This is a genomic window from Hwanghaeella sp. 1Z406 (genome assembly GCF_048892425.1).
Taxonomy (GTDB): domain Bacteria; phylum Pseudomonadota; class Alphaproteobacteria; order UBA8366; family Aestuariispiraceae; genus Pacificispira.
Genome location: NZ_JBLZHU010000005.1, coordinates 194576 through 210532, shown reverse-complemented (window position 1 = coordinate 210532; position 15957 = coordinate 194576). Strand labels below are relative to the sequence as shown.

General features: G+C 54.8%; 14 protein-coding genes. 9 read left to right on the top strand and 5 right to left on the bottom strand.

The features are described 5' to 3' along the window. Positions 1–9 precede the first annotated feature (9 nt). Positions 10–1092 carry a permease gene (locus tag ACOSDR_RS12110; protein WP_420731434.1) on the top strand — a complete coding sequence of 361 codons (1083 nt, stop codon included), beginning with the start codon at positions 10–12 and terminating at the stop codon, positions 1090–1092. Positions 1093–1111: 19 nt separating this feature from the next. Here the strand turns inward: ACOSDR_RS12110 and ACOSDR_RS12105 are convergent, their stop codons facing one another. Then, positions 1112–3013, bottom strand: a complete 1902-nt coding sequence (locus tag ACOSDR_RS12105) for a propionyl-CoA synthetase (protein ID WP_420731433.1) — start codon at positions 3011–3013, stop codon at positions 1112–1114. Between the two features lie 214 nt (positions 3014–3227). Here ACOSDR_RS12105 and ACOSDR_RS12100 point away from each other — a divergent pair, with 214 nt between their 5' ends. From ACOSDR_RS12100 to greB, 6 genes are all read left to right on the top strand, one after another. After that, positions 3228–4610, top strand: coding sequence for an aspartate aminotransferase family protein (locus tag ACOSDR_RS12100; protein WP_420724810.1), 1383 nt, complete (start codon positions 3228–3230; stop codon positions 4608–4610). Positions 4611–4785: 175 nt separating this feature from the next. Beyond that, complete coding sequence (locus ACOSDR_RS12095; RefSeq protein WP_420724811.1) at positions 4786–5880, top strand: ABC transporter substrate-binding protein; 1095 nt, start codon at positions 4786–4788, stop codon at positions 5878–5880. 87 nt (positions 5881–5967) lie between these two features. Then, complete coding sequence (locus tag ACOSDR_RS12090) at positions 5968–6888, top strand: ABC transporter permease (protein ID WP_420731432.1); 921 nt, start codon at positions 5968–5970, stop codon at positions 6886–6888. 4 nt (positions 6889–6892) lie between these two features. Further along, complete coding sequence (locus ACOSDR_RS12085) at positions 6893–7738, top strand: ABC transporter permease (protein WP_420731431.1); 846 nt, start codon at positions 6893–6895, stop codon at positions 7736–7738. Beyond that, a complete protein-coding gene (locus ACOSDR_RS12080; protein WP_420731430.1) occupies positions 7735–8832 on the top strand; it encodes an ABC transporter ATP-binding protein in 1098 nt (365 codons plus the stop codon). Before ACOSDR_RS12085 ends, ACOSDR_RS12080 begins: the two co-directional genes overlap by 4 nt. Before the next feature lie 12 nt (positions 8833–8844). Next, positions 8845–9411: a transcription elongation factor GreB gene (gene greB / locus ACOSDR_RS12075; protein ID WP_420724815.1), complete on the top strand. Its 567-nt coding sequence runs from the start codon at positions 8845–8847 to the stop codon at positions 9409–9411. Here the strand turns inward: greB and ACOSDR_RS12070 are convergent, their stop codons facing one another. The 4 genes from ACOSDR_RS12070 to ACOSDR_RS12055 form a co-directional block, all read right to left on the bottom strand. Continuing rightward, positions 9412–9843, bottom strand: a complete 432-nt coding sequence (locus ACOSDR_RS12070) for an acyl-CoA thioesterase (protein ID WP_420731429.1) — start codon at positions 9841–9843, stop codon at positions 9412–9414. After that, positions 9840–10646, bottom strand: a complete 807-nt coding sequence (locus tag ACOSDR_RS12065; RefSeq protein WP_420731428.1) for an alpha/beta fold hydrolase — start codon at positions 10644–10646, stop codon at positions 9840–9842. Before ACOSDR_RS12065 ends, ACOSDR_RS12070 begins: the two co-directional genes overlap by 4 nt. Before the next feature lie 14 nt (positions 10647–10660). Next, positions 10661–11968 (bottom strand): O-acetylhomoserine aminocarboxypropyltransferase, encoded by a 1308-nt coding sequence (locus ACOSDR_RS12060; RefSeq protein WP_420731427.1) that lies wholly within the window; start codon positions 11966–11968, stop codon positions 10661–10663. A 357-nt stretch (positions 11969–12325) separates the two neighbouring features. Continuing rightward, positions 12326–13108 (bottom strand): 3-hydroxybutyrate dehydrogenase, encoded by a 783-nt coding sequence (locus ACOSDR_RS12055; protein ID WP_420731426.1) that lies wholly within the window; start codon positions 13106–13108, stop codon positions 12326–12328. Between the two features lie 442 nt (positions 13109–13550). On the opposite strand from ACOSDR_RS12055, the gene ACOSDR_RS12050 reads away from it, so the two are divergent. Beyond that, positions 13551–15584: a hypothetical protein gene (locus ACOSDR_RS12050; RefSeq protein WP_420731425.1), complete on the top strand. Its 2034-nt coding sequence runs from the start codon at positions 13551–13553 to the stop codon at positions 15582–15584. After that, positions 15577–15861 carry a DUF7660 family protein gene (locus tag ACOSDR_RS12045; RefSeq protein WP_420724821.1) on the top strand — a complete coding sequence of 95 codons (285 nt, stop codon included), beginning with the start codon at positions 15577–15579 and terminating at the stop codon, positions 15859–15861. The genes ACOSDR_RS12050 and ACOSDR_RS12045 overlap by 8 nt, the downstream gene beginning before the upstream one ends. The last annotated feature ends 96 nt before the right edge of the window (positions 15862–15957 follow it).

The following is a 15957-nucleotide window of genomic DNA, read 5'->3' as shown; positions in this document are numbered from 1 at the left end:
ATATCAGAAATGGTTGATCAAAGCCTGGACCCGATTTCCCCTAAATTCGATATTTCTAGTAATATCGTTTCATGGTTAAAATCCCTGCCTAAGGACCGCGTCCTTTGGACCATCCTGGTCCTGTTGCTGACAACTGCGCTGCTTACGGGGGCTGGCCAAGCTCTGGATTTTGCCGCAACGATGGGGGGCAGCCTGGTTCATACCGGGATTTTCATCATCATCAGCGTTTTGATCGCCGCCTATATCAAGGCCAGTGGGGCGGACCAGTTGATTGCGCGGGCTCTGTCGGGCCGCCAGGAAAAAGCCGTCCTGACCGCCGCTGTCTTTGGCGCCTTATCGCCCTTCTGCTCCTGCGGCGTTGTGCCGTTGATTGCGGCCCTGTTGGCAGCAGGCGTTCCTTTGGCCCCGGTCATGGCGTTCTGGCTCGCCTCCCCCGTGATTGATCCAGAAATGATGGTTCTGACCTGGGGGGTGTTGGGATTGGAAATGGCCGTCGCCAAGACAATCTCAGCCATTGCCATCGGCCTGTTGGGCGGGGGCGCGGTGATGCTGTTACAGCGCGCTGGATATCTGAAAGATGTCTTGCTGGCCCGGGCAAAGCCAGCATGTGGCACATCCTCCTGTGGGCCATCAAAACTGCCTGAAACCAAACCTGTATGGGCCTTCTGGCAGGAGTCGCAGCGCCGCGGGACCTTTATGGGCGAGATTGGCACCATGGGCTGGTTCTTGACCCGGTGGCTCAGCCTCGCCTTCCTGCTGGAGGCGATGATGGTATCCTGGGTGCCGCTGGATCAAGTTGCCGCGCAATTGTCCACCTTGGGGCCCTGGTCCGTGCCCGCCGCCGCCGCAGTCGGTGTGCCTGCCTATCTGAATGGCTATGCTGCCATCCCGCTGGTGCGTGGCCTGATGGATATCGGGCTGCAACCGGGCGCCGCCTTGGCCTTTATGGTGGCAGGCGGTGTGACCTGCATCCCCGCCGCGATTGCAGTCAAGGCGCTGGTCAACACCCAGACATTCCTGCTGTATCTGACCATCGCGATGGTAGGGTCAATCAGCGTTGGCTTGCTGTATGCCGGTTATGTCACCCTATAGCCTCACCCTATAACCAGACCTATCCTTTGGATGGATATCCGATCTTGCTGAGACTTTCGGATATTTCATCCAGGATCGCCGGATCATCAATCGTTGCGGGCGCCTTCGTCTCCAGCCCATCGGCCAAAGAGGACATGGATCGACGTAAAATCTTGCCAGATCGGGTCTTAGGCAGACGTTTCACAACGGTTGCCGTCTTAAAGGCGGCAACCGGTCCGATCTGATCCCGAACCATCGCAATGACGTCTTTGATGATCTCGTCCTCGCTGCGGGTCACGCCGGATTTCAAAACCAGAAAACCAACCGGCAACTGACCCTTCAGGGCATCAGCCGCACCGATAACGGCACATTCGGCAACGTCTGGATGACAGGATAAAATCTCCTCCATAGCCCCCGTGGACAGGCGGTGCCCCGCGACATTGATGACATCATCAATGCGCGACATGATGTACAGATACCCGTCCTCATCCATATATCCTGCATCGCCGGTCTTATAGAATCCGGGGTAATCAACCAGATAACTGTCCAGATAGCGTTGATCCGCATTCCACAGCGTCGGCAGGCAGCCCGGTGGCAGCGGCAGCTTGATGCAAATCGCCCCCATCTCTCCGCGTGGAAGTTCTTTCAGCGCATCATCAATGACCTGGACATTATACCCAGCCACGGCGCGAGTCGGCGATCCTGGCTTGACCGGCAACGGGGTCAGACCCATGCAGTTTGCCGCAACAGGCCAGCCTGTTTCTGTCTGCCACCAATGGTCAATCACAGGCACTTTCAGTTTTTCCTGCGCCCAGGCCAGCGTATCGGTATCGCACCGCTCCCCCGCCAAAAACAATGTGCGGAATTTGGACAGGTCATACTTGCCGATCAATTCCCCTTTCGGATCTTCTTTCTTGATCGCACGGAAGGCAGTCGGGGCGGTGAAAAAGGTTGTCACCCCATGGTCTGCAATCACCCGCCAGAAGGTTCCTGCATCGGGCGTGCCCACGGGCTTTCCTTCAAACAGAACCGTGGTGCAACCATGCAACAGCGGTGCATAGACAATATAGGAATGCCCCACGACCCAGCCGACATCGGACCCGGCCCAGAAAACTTCCCCCGGATCAACACCATAAATGGCCTTCATCGACCATTTCAGGGCGACCATGTGACCACCGTTATCGCGCACGACCCCCTTGGGCTGACCCGTCGTCCCGGAAGTATAGAGAATATACAGCGGATCGGTTGCCTCAACGGGCACACAGTCTGCCGGTGCCGCCGCCGCAAGGGCTTCGTCCCAGTCATGATCGCGACCGCTCTTCAGATCCCAGGGGGCCTCTTCCCGCTTAAAGACCAGGACTGATTCCACAATATCGGGCGCCAGGGCCAAAGCCCCTTCAATCAGCTTCTGATAGGCCACAATCCGACCCGGCTCCAGGCCGCAACTGGCGGTCAGAATAGCCTTGGGGCGACAATCCTTGATGCGCGTCGCAAGCTCATTGGACGCAAACCCGCCAAATACCACCGAATGCACCGCGCCAATCCGGGCGCAGGCCAGCATCGCCACCACGGCCTCAACAATCATCGGCATATAGATGATGACCCGGTCGCCCTTTGTGACGCCCAAGGCGGTCATAGCCCCGGCGCATCGCGCGACCTGTTCCTTTAATTCAGAATAGGTAACCGTCTTCTTACGGCCGGTGATGGGACTGTCATAGATAATCGCCGCCTGATTCCCACGCCCGCCATCGGCGTGACGATCCACGGCATTGTAACACGTGTTGCATTGGGCCCCCGCAAACCATCGATAAAAATTCGGTGCGCGGCTGCGATCCAGAACACTGGACCACGGCTTTATCCAATCAATGTCCGACGCAACCTCCGCCCAGAAGGCTTCAGGTTCCTCTAGACTGCGGCGATAAATTTCGTCCAATTGGCTCATGATGCGTTTCCCTGTGCATTTTTCTCATATCTTTCAACAAAGTTTCTTGGAAACAAGGCCACAGGACAAGGAACATTTTACCGCAGTGTCACGCGGGTCCGCAAAAAGTTGTGGGCTGTGGGCAATCCTATGCTTTCAAAATGTGATCACATTTGGTAATTTGAGTCGAAACACATACCAAAGCCTCTCGCCGCCTTCAGAAGGATTCCTGTAAATGACTGAGATCAGACGTAATTTAGACGTAGATGAATTGGTTCGGCTGGATACGGCCCATCATCTGCACCCGTTCACCGACCATAAATCCCTGGCGGCCGAAGGGGGATCGCGGATCATTTCGCGGGCGGAAGGCGTCTATCTTTATGATTCCAGCAACAACAAGATTCTAGACGGCATGGCGGGCCTGTGGTGCGTGAATGTCGGCTATGGGCGCGATGAACTGGCCGATGTCGCCTATCGCCAAATGAAGGAACTGCCATTTTACAACACATTCTTTAAAACCGCCCATGCCCCTTCTATCGAATTGGCAACCAAGGTCGCGTCGATCCTGCCACAGGGTTTCAATCATGTAACCTTTGCCAATTCCGGATCAGAAGCGAACGATACCCAATTGCGGATGGTCCATCATTACTGGCAATGCGCAGGTCGGCCTGATAAGCGCTTTGTAATTGCGCGCGACAATGCCTATCACGGATCCACTGTTGCCGGGGCCGGTCTGGGCGGCATGGGCCCGATGCACAAACAGGGTGGCAAGCTGATCCCGACAATTCACCATGTCATGCAACCCTACTGGTATAAGCTGGGCGGGGAAATGACGCGTGAAGAATTTGGTCTGGCCGCAGCAAAATCGCTGGAAGACAAAATCCTGGAACTGGGTCCAGATAATGTTGCCGCCTTCATCGGGGAACCGATCCAGGGCGCAGGCGGGGTGATCATTCCCCCATCAACCTATTGGCCGGAAATCAATCGGATTTGTAAACAGTACGACATTCTGTTGATCGCCGACGAGGTGATCTGTGGCTTTGGTCGTACCGGGGAATGGTTCGGCACCAATACGTTTGGCATCGAACCGGACCTGATCACCATGGCGAAAGGCCTGTCATCGGGATATCTGCCGATCGCCGCAACTGGGGTTTCGGATCGCGTCGCCAACATGATTATCGATAATGGCGGTGAATTCTATCACGGCTATACCTATTCCGGCCATCCGGTCGCCGCTGCGGTCGCACTGCGCAACATCGAAATCATCGAGCGTGAAAACCTGGTGCAGAAAACGAAGACGGAAACCGGACCATATCTGGCCAAAAAACTGGAAGAAATTAAAGATCACCCCCTGGTAGGTGAAGTTCGCTGTATCGGTCTGATCGGTGGTATTGAATTGACCAAGAACAAACAGACCCGTGAAGGGTTTGCCCCTGCAGGACGCGTCGGCACCATGTGTCGTGATCATTTTTTCAAACGCAATGCGATCATGCGCGCCTGTGGGGACACTATGGTCCTGTCCCCGCCATTGATCATCCAGCCGGCTGAAATAGATGAACTTGTCGGTGTTTTGCGACAATGCCTGGATGCAACCGCAAAAGACCTGGGAATTCTGTAACTTTAGATACCACAATGCGTGAACCAGATTGACAGACCGCATTGGAAAATGTCCTGATTTGGGGAGGAAGACATTGTCGCCTGAAAATGGCAATGCGGGACACAAATAGCTCGACAGATAAGGCTGAGAACAGTCACTGTTCGGGTTAAAGTCGATCAAACAAGGAGAACAGGGAATGACAGATCAAAAACGTAAGGGCCTGACCCGTCGCAGCATGCTGCAATCAACAATTGCCGGCGCAGGTGCTGCCTGGGCTGGCATCAGCTTTGGTCCAAAAGCCTTTGCCGCTGCGCATGGGGAAGAACCAAAGGTCAATTTCTACAATTGGGACACCTATATCGGCGAAACCACGCTCAGCGACTTTAATGACCTGACTGGCATTGAAGCCAATATGTCCTTGTTTGCGGATAATGATGAATTGTTCGCCAAACTGCGCGAAGGCAATCCGGGATTTGACGTGATTGTGCCGTCCGATACCTATGTTGCCCGTATGATTGCGGCCGACATGCTGGAGCCGCTGGATTACGCGCTGCTGCCCAATTCAAAGAATATCGCGCCCGCCTTCCGGGATGCCGCCTATGACCCCGGTCATAAGCATTCTGTGAATTATATGTGGGGCACGATGGGCCTGGGCGTTCGGAAAAGCAAAACCCCGGATGGCGTCACCAGCTGGGGCGATATTTTCGAAAGCGACAAATATGCCGGGCGTATTGCGATCCTGTCGGAAAGCTCAGCCATGATCGGCATGGCATCGATGTATCTGGGCACCGGCATGAACCCCGATACATCGGAAAAAATCAATGCCGCCGTCGATCTGTTGATTAAACAGAAATCCGCCTTCAAAACCATCGCTGAAGATAACGGTCAGGATTTGCTGTTGTCGGGTGAAGTTGACATCACCATTGAATGGTCCGGCGATATCGGTCAGGTCATGCTTGAAGATGACGACATCGACTACGTCATCCCCAAGGAAGGCTCCCTGATCTGGGCGGATAACCTGTGCATTCCAAAGGATGCGCCGCATCCGATGAATGCGCATAAATTTATCAACTATATTCTGGACCCACAGGTTGGGGCCCTGATCGCCGACTATATTCAATACGCAACGCCAAACCAGGCGGCTCGGGCCTTGTTGAATGACAGCTACAACAAGAATCCCTCCGTCTTTCCGCCGGAAGAAGTTCTCGCCAAATGTGAATGGCAACGCTATCCCGGTGAAGAAATCGCCCGCATTCGCGACGAAGCCTGGACCCGTTTCCTGGCTGCCTGATCGCATGCAGTAAGTGCCTACCCGTCGCGCCGAGTCCCATTTGGGTTGGCGCGGCGGGATTAGGGTTTCTGATGGGGGGCATCCGGCATGGAATCGTGGCGCAAATTTAAGCAGGTTTTCTGGGCTGTTGGCATTCCGCCGACTTTCTGGCTCGTCTTATTTTTTCTTGTTCCTTTAGCCTTGATTTGGGTGTTCAGCTTTGGCGAAAAGCAGGGGGTTGTCGGCATCGACATCACCTGGACCTTGGACAATTACATACGTGTTTTTAACCCCGATATCTTAAAAATCTTCTGGAAGTCTTTGGGCGTTGCAGGTCTGGCGACGATAATCTGTCTGTTCGTCGGATTGCCGGTCGCACTGGGCATTGTTTATGCCCCAAACCGGTATAAGGGCCTGTTGTTGCTGTTGATCATGCTGCCCTTCTGGACAAATTTGCTGATCCGGACCTACGCCTTGATCGCGGTTTTGCGTCAGCGGGGATTTCTGAATTTCACACTGGAATGGTTCGATCAAAAAATCCGGTTTATGTTTGATCTGGTCGGACTGGGTGGGCTTGGCGCAGCCGTTCTGGGCGAACAATTCCAGGCTTTGGAACTGCTGTATAATGATAAGGCTGTCATTCTGGGGCTGGTTTATGTGCATCTGCCCTTCATGATCCTGCCCCTGTATGCCGCATTAGAGCGGTTGGACCGATCCTATCTGGAGGCCAGTCTGGACCTGGGGGCGGGGCATTTGCGCACCATATGGAATGTCGTTGTGCCGCTGGCCCTGCCCGGCATCATTTCCGGCATTATTATTACCTTCATCCCGGCCCTTGGCAGCTTCCTGACGCCAGATCTGTTGGGTGGGCCCGACAGTGCGATGATCGCCAATATCATCGAACGGCAGTTTAAATCTGCCAATGACTGGCCCTTTGGCTCCGCCCTGTCATTCCTGTTGATGTATATCACCTTCGGGGCCTTGGCTTTACGGGCGGTCCTGGCGCGCAACAGCAAGGATGGGATCTGACACGATGGCAAAGAAATCTCTCTTTGGGTTAGAACCCGCCGGTCCTTTGGACTATCTGCGCAAATGGCCGTTGCTGACGATCATGGCGTTGACCTTTATCTTCCTGTATGTGCCGCTGCTGACCTTGATGGCATTCAGCTTCAACAACAGTCGGCGCAACATCGTCTGGAACGGTTTCTCGCTGAAATATTATGAAAAGCTGTTCCAAAATGACGATTTGATGATCGCGTTCGGGAATTCGCTGACCATCGCATTTGTGTCCACCATCATATCGCTGATCCTGGGCGCAATGGTTGCGATCCTGTTGTGGCGGTTTCGCTTCAGCTTCAAGCCGGTGTATGAAGGGGCGATGGCCCTGCCCATTGTTATTCCCGAAATCTGTATGGGGGTCGCGATGTTGGCCTTTTTCGCGCGGATCGGCTGGCCCAATGACCTTCCCTGGCCGCTCAGCCTAGCCAATATTACGATCGCCCATATCAGTTTCACCTTCCCCTTCGTCGCGGTCATCGTGCGCGCCCGCCTTGCCGGATTTAATATGGAGGAGGAGGAAGCCGCCCGGGACCTGGGCGCAGGCGATTGGGAAGTTTATCGCGATGTTATCATTCCCCATATGAAGCCTGGATTGGTGGCAGGCGCATTGCTGGCCTTCACCCTGTCGCTGGACGACTTTGTCATCACCTTCTTCACATCCGGACCGGAGACCGTAACCTTCCCGGTGAAAGTTTATTCCATGGTGCGCTTCTCTGTGACACCAGAGGTCAACGCGGCCTCTACAGTTTTGATTGTGATCACTGTGTTTTTGACGGCAACGGCCATGTGGCTGCAGAACAAAGGGGCCAAAAAGAAATGACCGATACCAGAAAAACCATCATCGGCATTAACGGTATCACCAAGAGATTTGGGTCCGATGTGATAGCCGTCGATAATGTTTCAATCGACATCAAGGAGGGCGAATTCTTTGCCCTGCTGGGTCCCAGCGGCTGTGGCAAGACTACGCTGTTGCGCATGATTGCGGGCTTTGAAATGCCCAGCGAGGGTCAATTGTTGGTCGATGGGCAGGATATGGAAGGCGTGTCCCCGAACAAGCGCCCGGTTAACATGGTGTTCCAGTCCTATGCCGTATTCCCACATATGTCTGTTGCCGACAATGTCGCCTATGGCCTGAAAATGGAAGGTGTCGCCAGCAAAGAGATTGCCGGGCGGGTGGAGGAAGCCCTGGGTCTGGTGCAATTGCCTGGCTATGGTGCGCGCATGCCAGACCAACTCTCCGGCGGTCAGCGTCAGCGTGTCGCCCTGGCCCGTGCCCTGGTGAAGCGTCCAAAGGTACTATTGCTGGACGAGCCGCTATCGGCCCTGGACGCCAAACTGCGCGAAGCCATGCAGCTGGAACTGCGCAACCTGCAGGCCAGTGTTGGTATCACCTTTGTCATGGTGACCCATGATCAGGATGAGGCGCTGAGCATGGCCGACCGGGTTGCCGTAATGGAATCCGGCTGCGTCCGGCAACTGGCTGCACCGCGCGATCTGTACGAATACCCGACCAGCCGTTTCGTGGCAGACTTTATCGGAAAAATGAACCTGTTCCAGGCCCAGGTAAAATCCTGTGGTGGCGGCGAGGTTTCTGTTTCTGTGGAAGGGATCGGTGACCTGCGCCTGCCCCATGATGGCGAGGCCAGCGGCGAAATCGGCATTGCGGTGCGCCCTGAAAAGACCACGGTCAGTCCGGACAAGCCCACCGATACGGAATGTGTCGCGCTGGAGGGAACCGTCCTACAGGTTGCGTATCATGGGGATGAGAACCATGTTCATGTGAAGACAGATGGAGGGCTGACACTTTCAGTCACCCTTCCCAACCACGAACGGACCCTGGTCGCCCCGGCAAAGCCCGGCGACCGGCGCTGGATCAGCTGGCGTCAAAAGGACACGCTGGTTCTGGCAGATTGATGACGGGACACAATGAGTAAAGCCTTCACAAAGGAATCGGAGTCCGAGGACGACGAGGACCTGCCCGACGACGCCCCCGCCCTGCCGCGTGGTGCGAAGAACTATATGACACCCGCAGGCCATAAGCGCCTGCAGGCGGAGCAGCGCCACCTGATCCGCGATGAACGCCCGAAGATTGTCGACATTGTCTCCTGGGCGGCGGGCAATGGGGATCGTTCGGAAAATGGCGATTACATTTATGGCAAAAAGCGCCTGCGGGAAATTGATCGCCGGCTGCGGTTTTTGGGCAAGCGTCTGGAAATCGCCGAAGTCGTCGATCAGCGATTGCAGACCAATCGCGACCAGATATTCTTTGGGGCCACCGTCACCTATGTGAACCAGCGGGATGAGGAAATCACAATACGCATTGTCGGCGTTGATGAGGCGCGGCTGGAACTGGGCGAAATCAGTTGGATATCCCCCGTCGCACGGGCCTTGCTGAAGGCCTATGAGGGCGATGTCGTGAAGGTCCAGACCCCCAATGGTGTCGACGAATTGGAAGTCATCAAGATCGCCTATCTGGGCGACACAGAAGACTGATCACGCAATAAATTCTACCAACGCGTCGCGAACCTGATCTGGAACGCGCACTGTTGCCCGCGTCTTGCGATCCACATAGACATGCACGAAATGCCCGATGGCGGCGGGACTGTCTTCGTCATCCCGGAAAAGGGCGATCTCATAGGTGACAGAGGAATTGCCCAGTTTCACCACCCGCATGCCCGCATGAACAGTCTGGGGGAAGGAGATTTCCTTCATGAACTGGCATTTACTTTCAACGACCAGCCCGATGACCGGCGTATTGACGACATCCAGGCCAGCCTTGCGGATCAGATGGTCATTCACCACCGTATCGAAATAGGAATAATATTCGACATTGTTCACATGACCATAAGGGTCCTGATCCATCCACCGGGTGAGAATCGCCAATAGTGTGGAGAAATCAGCACGGCTGGGCAGGCTGTCTGTCATGCGGCCTGCACCCGTTCTAACAAGGCCATCAGCGCCGAACAGCTATCGGTCGGTGATTCTACCGTCATCATATGGCCAATCGCGGGCAGCACCGTCACTTGAGCATCTGCAACCGCATTAATCAGGGGTTGGGCCGCCTTCAAGGGGGTCATTTTATCACTCTGACCCAGCAAGAACTGCGTTGGGCAGGATACTTTGGCGGCGGCATCCATCGCCCCCTTATATTCATTGCAGGCCTTCAGATCGGTATACAGCACGCCCGGACCCGTGCGATTAATCAGGGTCACCGCCTGGCTGAGCATCCATACGCCATGGGTGGGATTGCCCCCCCGATGCGCACGGCTGCCATGGCCCCAACTGGCGATAAACTGGGCGGCGGTTAATTCGTTCCGCTGGGCCGCCCCCAACAGGTCAGGATGCACCGGCATTTGCCCCGCAACACCGCACAGCCCTAAACCCGCACAATCCTTGCCCAAGCGCGCGGCCGCTTCCAGCGAGGCCAATGCCCCCATGGAATGACCAATCAGGATGGGGGTTTCAACCTTTGCCGCCGCGATAAAAGCGATCAGAAAGTCGGCCAGGCCTGAGATGCTATCGATCGCCTTACCACCGCTGCGCCCGTGGGCGGGTAGATCAATTGCCAGAACGGATGCGCCGTGGTGGGCCAGATATCGGTTCTGGCCGCCCCAGATGGAATGATCCCCCCCTGCCCCATGGACCAGAATGGCGGTTGGTTTGGCTGGGTCAAAGGCCGCCCCACCGGTATTGGCGAAAACCGGACCATGGTCCATATCGATAATCATAACGCGTGCCCCCTTTATTCCGCAGCGGCGACTTTATAGGCCCGCCGAAGGGCTTGTTTCAGATCTGCCAGCAAATCGCTTGGGTCTTCCAGGCCGACAGAAACGCGGATCAGATCATCCCCGATCCCAGCGGCGGCCAGTTGTTCTTTCGTCATCTGTTGATGCGTTGTCGATGCCGGATGGAGGACCAAAGATTTGGCATCCCCGACATTGGCCAGATGGCTGAACAATTCCACCGATTCTATAAACTTGGCCCCAGCGGCCCGACCGCCCTTAACACCAAAGGCCAGCATGCTGCCCTGCCCTTTTGGCAGATATTTCTGGGCAATCTTGTGATCTGGATGGCTTTCAAGGCCTGGATAATTCACCCATTCCACCGCTTCATGTCCAGCCAGGAAATCTGCCACAATACGAGCATTGGCGACATGCTTCTCCATACGCAACGGCAGGGTTTCAATCCCCTGCAACAGATAGAACGCGCTGGACGGGCTCAACACCGCGCCGAAGTCTCGCAACCCTTCCGCCCTGGCGCGGGTAATGAATCCAGCCGGGCCATATTCTTCCGCAAAGACAATGCCATGATAGGCGGCGTAAGGCTCGGTCAGGGTCGGAAATTTCTCCGCCTGGGCGAACCAATCGAAGCGCCCGGCATCAACCAGGGCCCCCCCCATCGCAACACCATGCCCCCCCAGCCATTTCGTTGCCGAATGCATGATGATATCCGCACCATGATCAATAGCACGGCACAGATAGGGCGTGTTGAACGTGCCATCGATCATCAGTGGCAGGCCATGGCGATGGGCGACATCGGCCACGGCCTCAATATCCAGAACCTCTAGATTGGGATTGCCCAGAATTTCTGCAAAAACCAAACGGGTTTCAGGCCGGATCGCGGCTTCAAATTCCTCCGGCTTGCGCGGATCGACAAGGGTCGCCGTGATCCCGAACCGGGGCAATGTGTGCAGGAACATGTTGATCGATCCGCCATACAGCGATTTCGATGCAACGATGTGACCGCCCTGGCCCATCAGGGTTGATATTGCCAGAAACAGAGCCGCATGACCGCTGGCCGTTGCAACCGCGCCAACACCACCGTCCAGGGCTGCGATGCGTTCCTCCAGCACCGCAACGGTGGGATTGGATATGCGCGAATAGATATGACCGGGGCGTTCCAGATTGAACAAAGCTGCGGCATGATCGGTGCTGTCAAAAACATAGGACGTCGTCTGATAGATCGGCACCGCCCGCGCGCCGGTCACCGGGTCGGGCTGTTGCCCAGCATGCAGGCTCAACGTGTCAAATTTCAGGAAATCCGGTTTCATCCGTATTCCTCCCCCATTGATGGACTGTTGTTACATGCCACAGTAATGCGTTCAGCAAAGACTGGAAAGCATAGGCTGATCGCTCAGATATCACCCCTGATACAGGCAGCAGTAGCCAATACAAAAGAAGGCTGCCGGTGCCCCGACAGCCTTCTTTTGAAATCCCAGCACCCGTGTCGGATTGTTCCGATCTCCCGGTGCCCCCTGTTCAACTTGCCTCACTGGGAAAGGACGGTAGCGGTCCTATTCCATCTGGTCAACAGTCTTATGCGTCAAACGAGGGACAGCGTTTAATTTTTTATACCAAACCGAGAAGAATTCGGGAAAACACCCTTTCAAGGTCCTGGAAAGACTATCTTATCGTGCCGTCCAACCGCCATCGACCGACAGGGAAATCCCGGTGATCTGATCCGCGGAAGGGGAACACAGGAAAACCAGCACACCGCCCAGTTGCTCTGGCGTCACGAAATCCATGGAGGGCTGCTTTTCCGCCAGCATATCCGCGGCCGCCTGTTCAACAGTGCAGCCCTTGTCTTTTGCCGTAGCCTCAATCTGGCGTTCAACCAGTTCTGTGCGCACCCAACCCGGATTGATCGCGTTGCAGGTGATCCCTGCCCCCGCCGTCTCCAGCGCGGTTACCTTGGTAAAGCCTACAATGCCATGCTTGGCCGCGACATAGGCGGATTTGAAGGGACTGGCGACCAGACCATGGGCTGAGGCCGTGTTGACGATCCGACCCCAGCCAGATTTGCGCATATGGGGCAGCGCGGCCTTTGTCGTGTGAAATGCCGAGGTCAGATTGATGGCAATGATCGCATCCCATTTTGCGGTCGGGAAATCCTCAATCTTGCTGACATGCTGGATACCGGCATTGTTGACCAGAATATCGATGCTGCCGAACGTCTTTACGGTCTGTTCAACCGCATCAACAATCTCGTCCTCCTTCATCATATTGGCGCCGTGATAGCCGATTTCCTGGCCGGTTTCCTGGGCCAAGTCGGCGCGGGTCTTCTCGATCTCATCCGCGTCGCCCAGCCCGTTCAGCATCACATTGACCCCGGACTGCGCCAGCGCCCGGGCCATCGCCAAGCCAATGCCACTGGTAGACCCGGTCACAAGAGCCACTTTTCCATTCAACATGAGAGACATCCTTTTGTTTGAGAGCTGTTTGTCTGAGTCAAAACCTAATCATTCCCGGTCAGATAACAAGCAACAGAAAATACTGCCGGTCGAAACGCCACAGGCCAGCGTTCCGGCCAGTCCAACGTCACGATCCCGTCCTAATTTCTTGCAGCCACCCCATTCGCAAAGAGTTAATGTGGTGCATTATCATATTTATACGATTTTTGTTCTTTTTATAGTTGACACAAAGGCAAGGGTGTTTTATAGAAAAAACAATCATGCATTTCAGCCTTCGGTCAAGTCGCTTCTCAAGGATGAGTGAAAGAGAGGCTTCAGGCTAGAAAGACTGCCGAAGGACGCATGAGAGGTTTGGGGGTGATTTTGGCAAGGCGTATTTTAACCGGACATCATAGTCCGGTTTTATAAACCCTACCAAAAGAACAAATAGGGGGTAAATTAAATGACGCGATTTCCTTATGACCCACCAGAACAGCTTGGGTCTAATTTCTTTACGAAGCGCCGGTCGCTGGAAGACGCCGCGAGCAGGATGGGGCCTGCCCGCACCGCGCTCGCGACCGGCGCGCATGGGGGGACGCCATTACGGCCCAAAGAGCCGCAATTGACCGACGTTCAACAACCATTCACATTGAATGAACATATGCGCGTCCGGATTGAGGCCCGCCGCAAGGCTGCGGCTGATCTGAAGGCACCCCGCGCGCCACAACCAGACCCTGCCGATTCCCATGAGTCAGAAAGAGACCGCGTCGATGGCTACATCAAATCACTGATGCAGCGCGACGACTATTGGCAGACAGGCCCCGCCGCAACCACCTTGAAAGACACAGTCCAAAAACTCTGGCAAACCGCCTATCCAAACCCGGCCCGAACAGACGCGACCGGACGCCCCATTCAGGATGAGGAGCCAGCATTATCCTTGGAGCATCTGCTCACCAAGGTTCAAGTTCCTGATACCCAATCCAGCCTGAAACACATGCAAAAGCGCCCAACGGGCAATCGCATTTTAGATCTTCTCATCTCCCCACAGTATCCAGGCGCCCAAAGCCGCAGACCTGGACAGCCGCCGGACTGGGAGCATATTTTCGGACGGCATGAGCCGAATGCACGCGATGGAAAGGCATGGTCTGATTCCAATCAGGAGATTAGAAGCCCACGCGACATTGATCCTGGTATGTACGTTGATCCTGGCCCGTCGACAGCCGTTCCCATGCCAGACGCATCGAATGGCAAGCCGGGCACAGGAGTCTCTCTTGCTCCTCGCTGGCCTTATCGATTTGGCCGATCAGTCATCAACACCAACGACCCCTCTGCTTCTGAGGGGAGCATGCCCGGCATTGGACACAATTCTGGCGACCAACCTACGCCTACCGGGGCACCCGAAGGCGGTGGAGGTGATTTACCCGAACGATCCGACCAGGAGGACCGATCAGACAAAGGGGCTCAGGGTAGAACCGCGAATCCACACCCTGACGATACATCAATCTCTCCGCCAGAAGCAGATCAATCCGGCGTGCATAGGCAAGATGGCGAAAGTGATGAGGACTATCGAACGCGCCTGTATGAACAGATATTGGAAAATCTGGAAGATCCTAATGCCGTCAAACAGATCGCTGATGCCTATCAGAATGACTTCTACTCAGACAAAAACTGGTTTCTGAAATTACAGAATATCGGTGCGGATCAAATCTCCAATCTCAAGCCACTGGCAGATACTGGAACAGCCGAGAACATCCGCAATGAATTACGCATGCCGAATGGCGAATACCAAACGCCCGACAGCGGTTCGGGTATTGCGCGGAACTATGTGATCAACCAGGACGGCACCATATATCACAGACCGCCCCCAGATACGAAAGCGCATGCTGATGCAGCAGCCCTGAATGCTTTTCAACAATTCGGCCTCGCAGCAGAAAACAATAGCGGCGATTTCCGAAAAGCAACCGAAATGGCAATCGCCGCAGGCGCGGGCTTTGGTGGTATCGGTAACAAAAAAGGGCGGCAGAAATCAGGGAGCCCAAATCAGACTCAACCGGTCGTTAAGGGTAAGACAAGACCCCAGATCCCATCGGTATCCAAAACAGAAAATCCAATGGAAAAAAGAGAGTACGATTCCCTACCGGAAAATGGCAAAGTCGATCCCAAACGTATTCGAACAACGCAGGATACAATTTCAAGGAGATTCCGGGATGGGAAATCATTAGAAGAAACACGCGACGACTTTGCGGCTGGAAAGGCGGATGATATCCCACCAATACGGATATATGAGCGAGATGGCAAAATCTCGACCCTGGACCACCGCCGCCTGATCGCCGCCCGAGAAGCTGGAACAGACATTCGATACCGAAAGGCTACGCCCAGCGAAGTATCAGAAGACTTTCCAACTAAAAATACGACACTTGATGACGGGCGATCTGTGCAAATCATCAACAACAATTACATCTACCGACGCAACAAGCGGAGTTCAAAAAATGAATGAAGAAGATCGTTTGGCATTAAGTTCCAAATTCCAAAAGCAGCAAGAAGCCGTATCCAATCATGAGGAACTCTCAGACTTCCTTGCGGATCTTTTAGAAGCCTATGATGAAGGGTTTTTTGAAGAGCAGAGCGTAACGGACTATCTGGGTGGGATGGTCGCGCTATTGGCGGCGATGAACAGCTGGGCTAGGAATGTAGGTTACGGACCTGGGGCTCCAGAGCAGCCCGATTGGCGTTGGATGGCCCGTCTCTTAAGAGCCGCATTTCACCACAGTTGAGGTGAGCCGATAGGTACTGCGAAAAATTGAGAAATGATAAAACCTGAAGAAGATATATTTTATTCAAAATAGAGACTTCGGGCAATTCATTCTAGC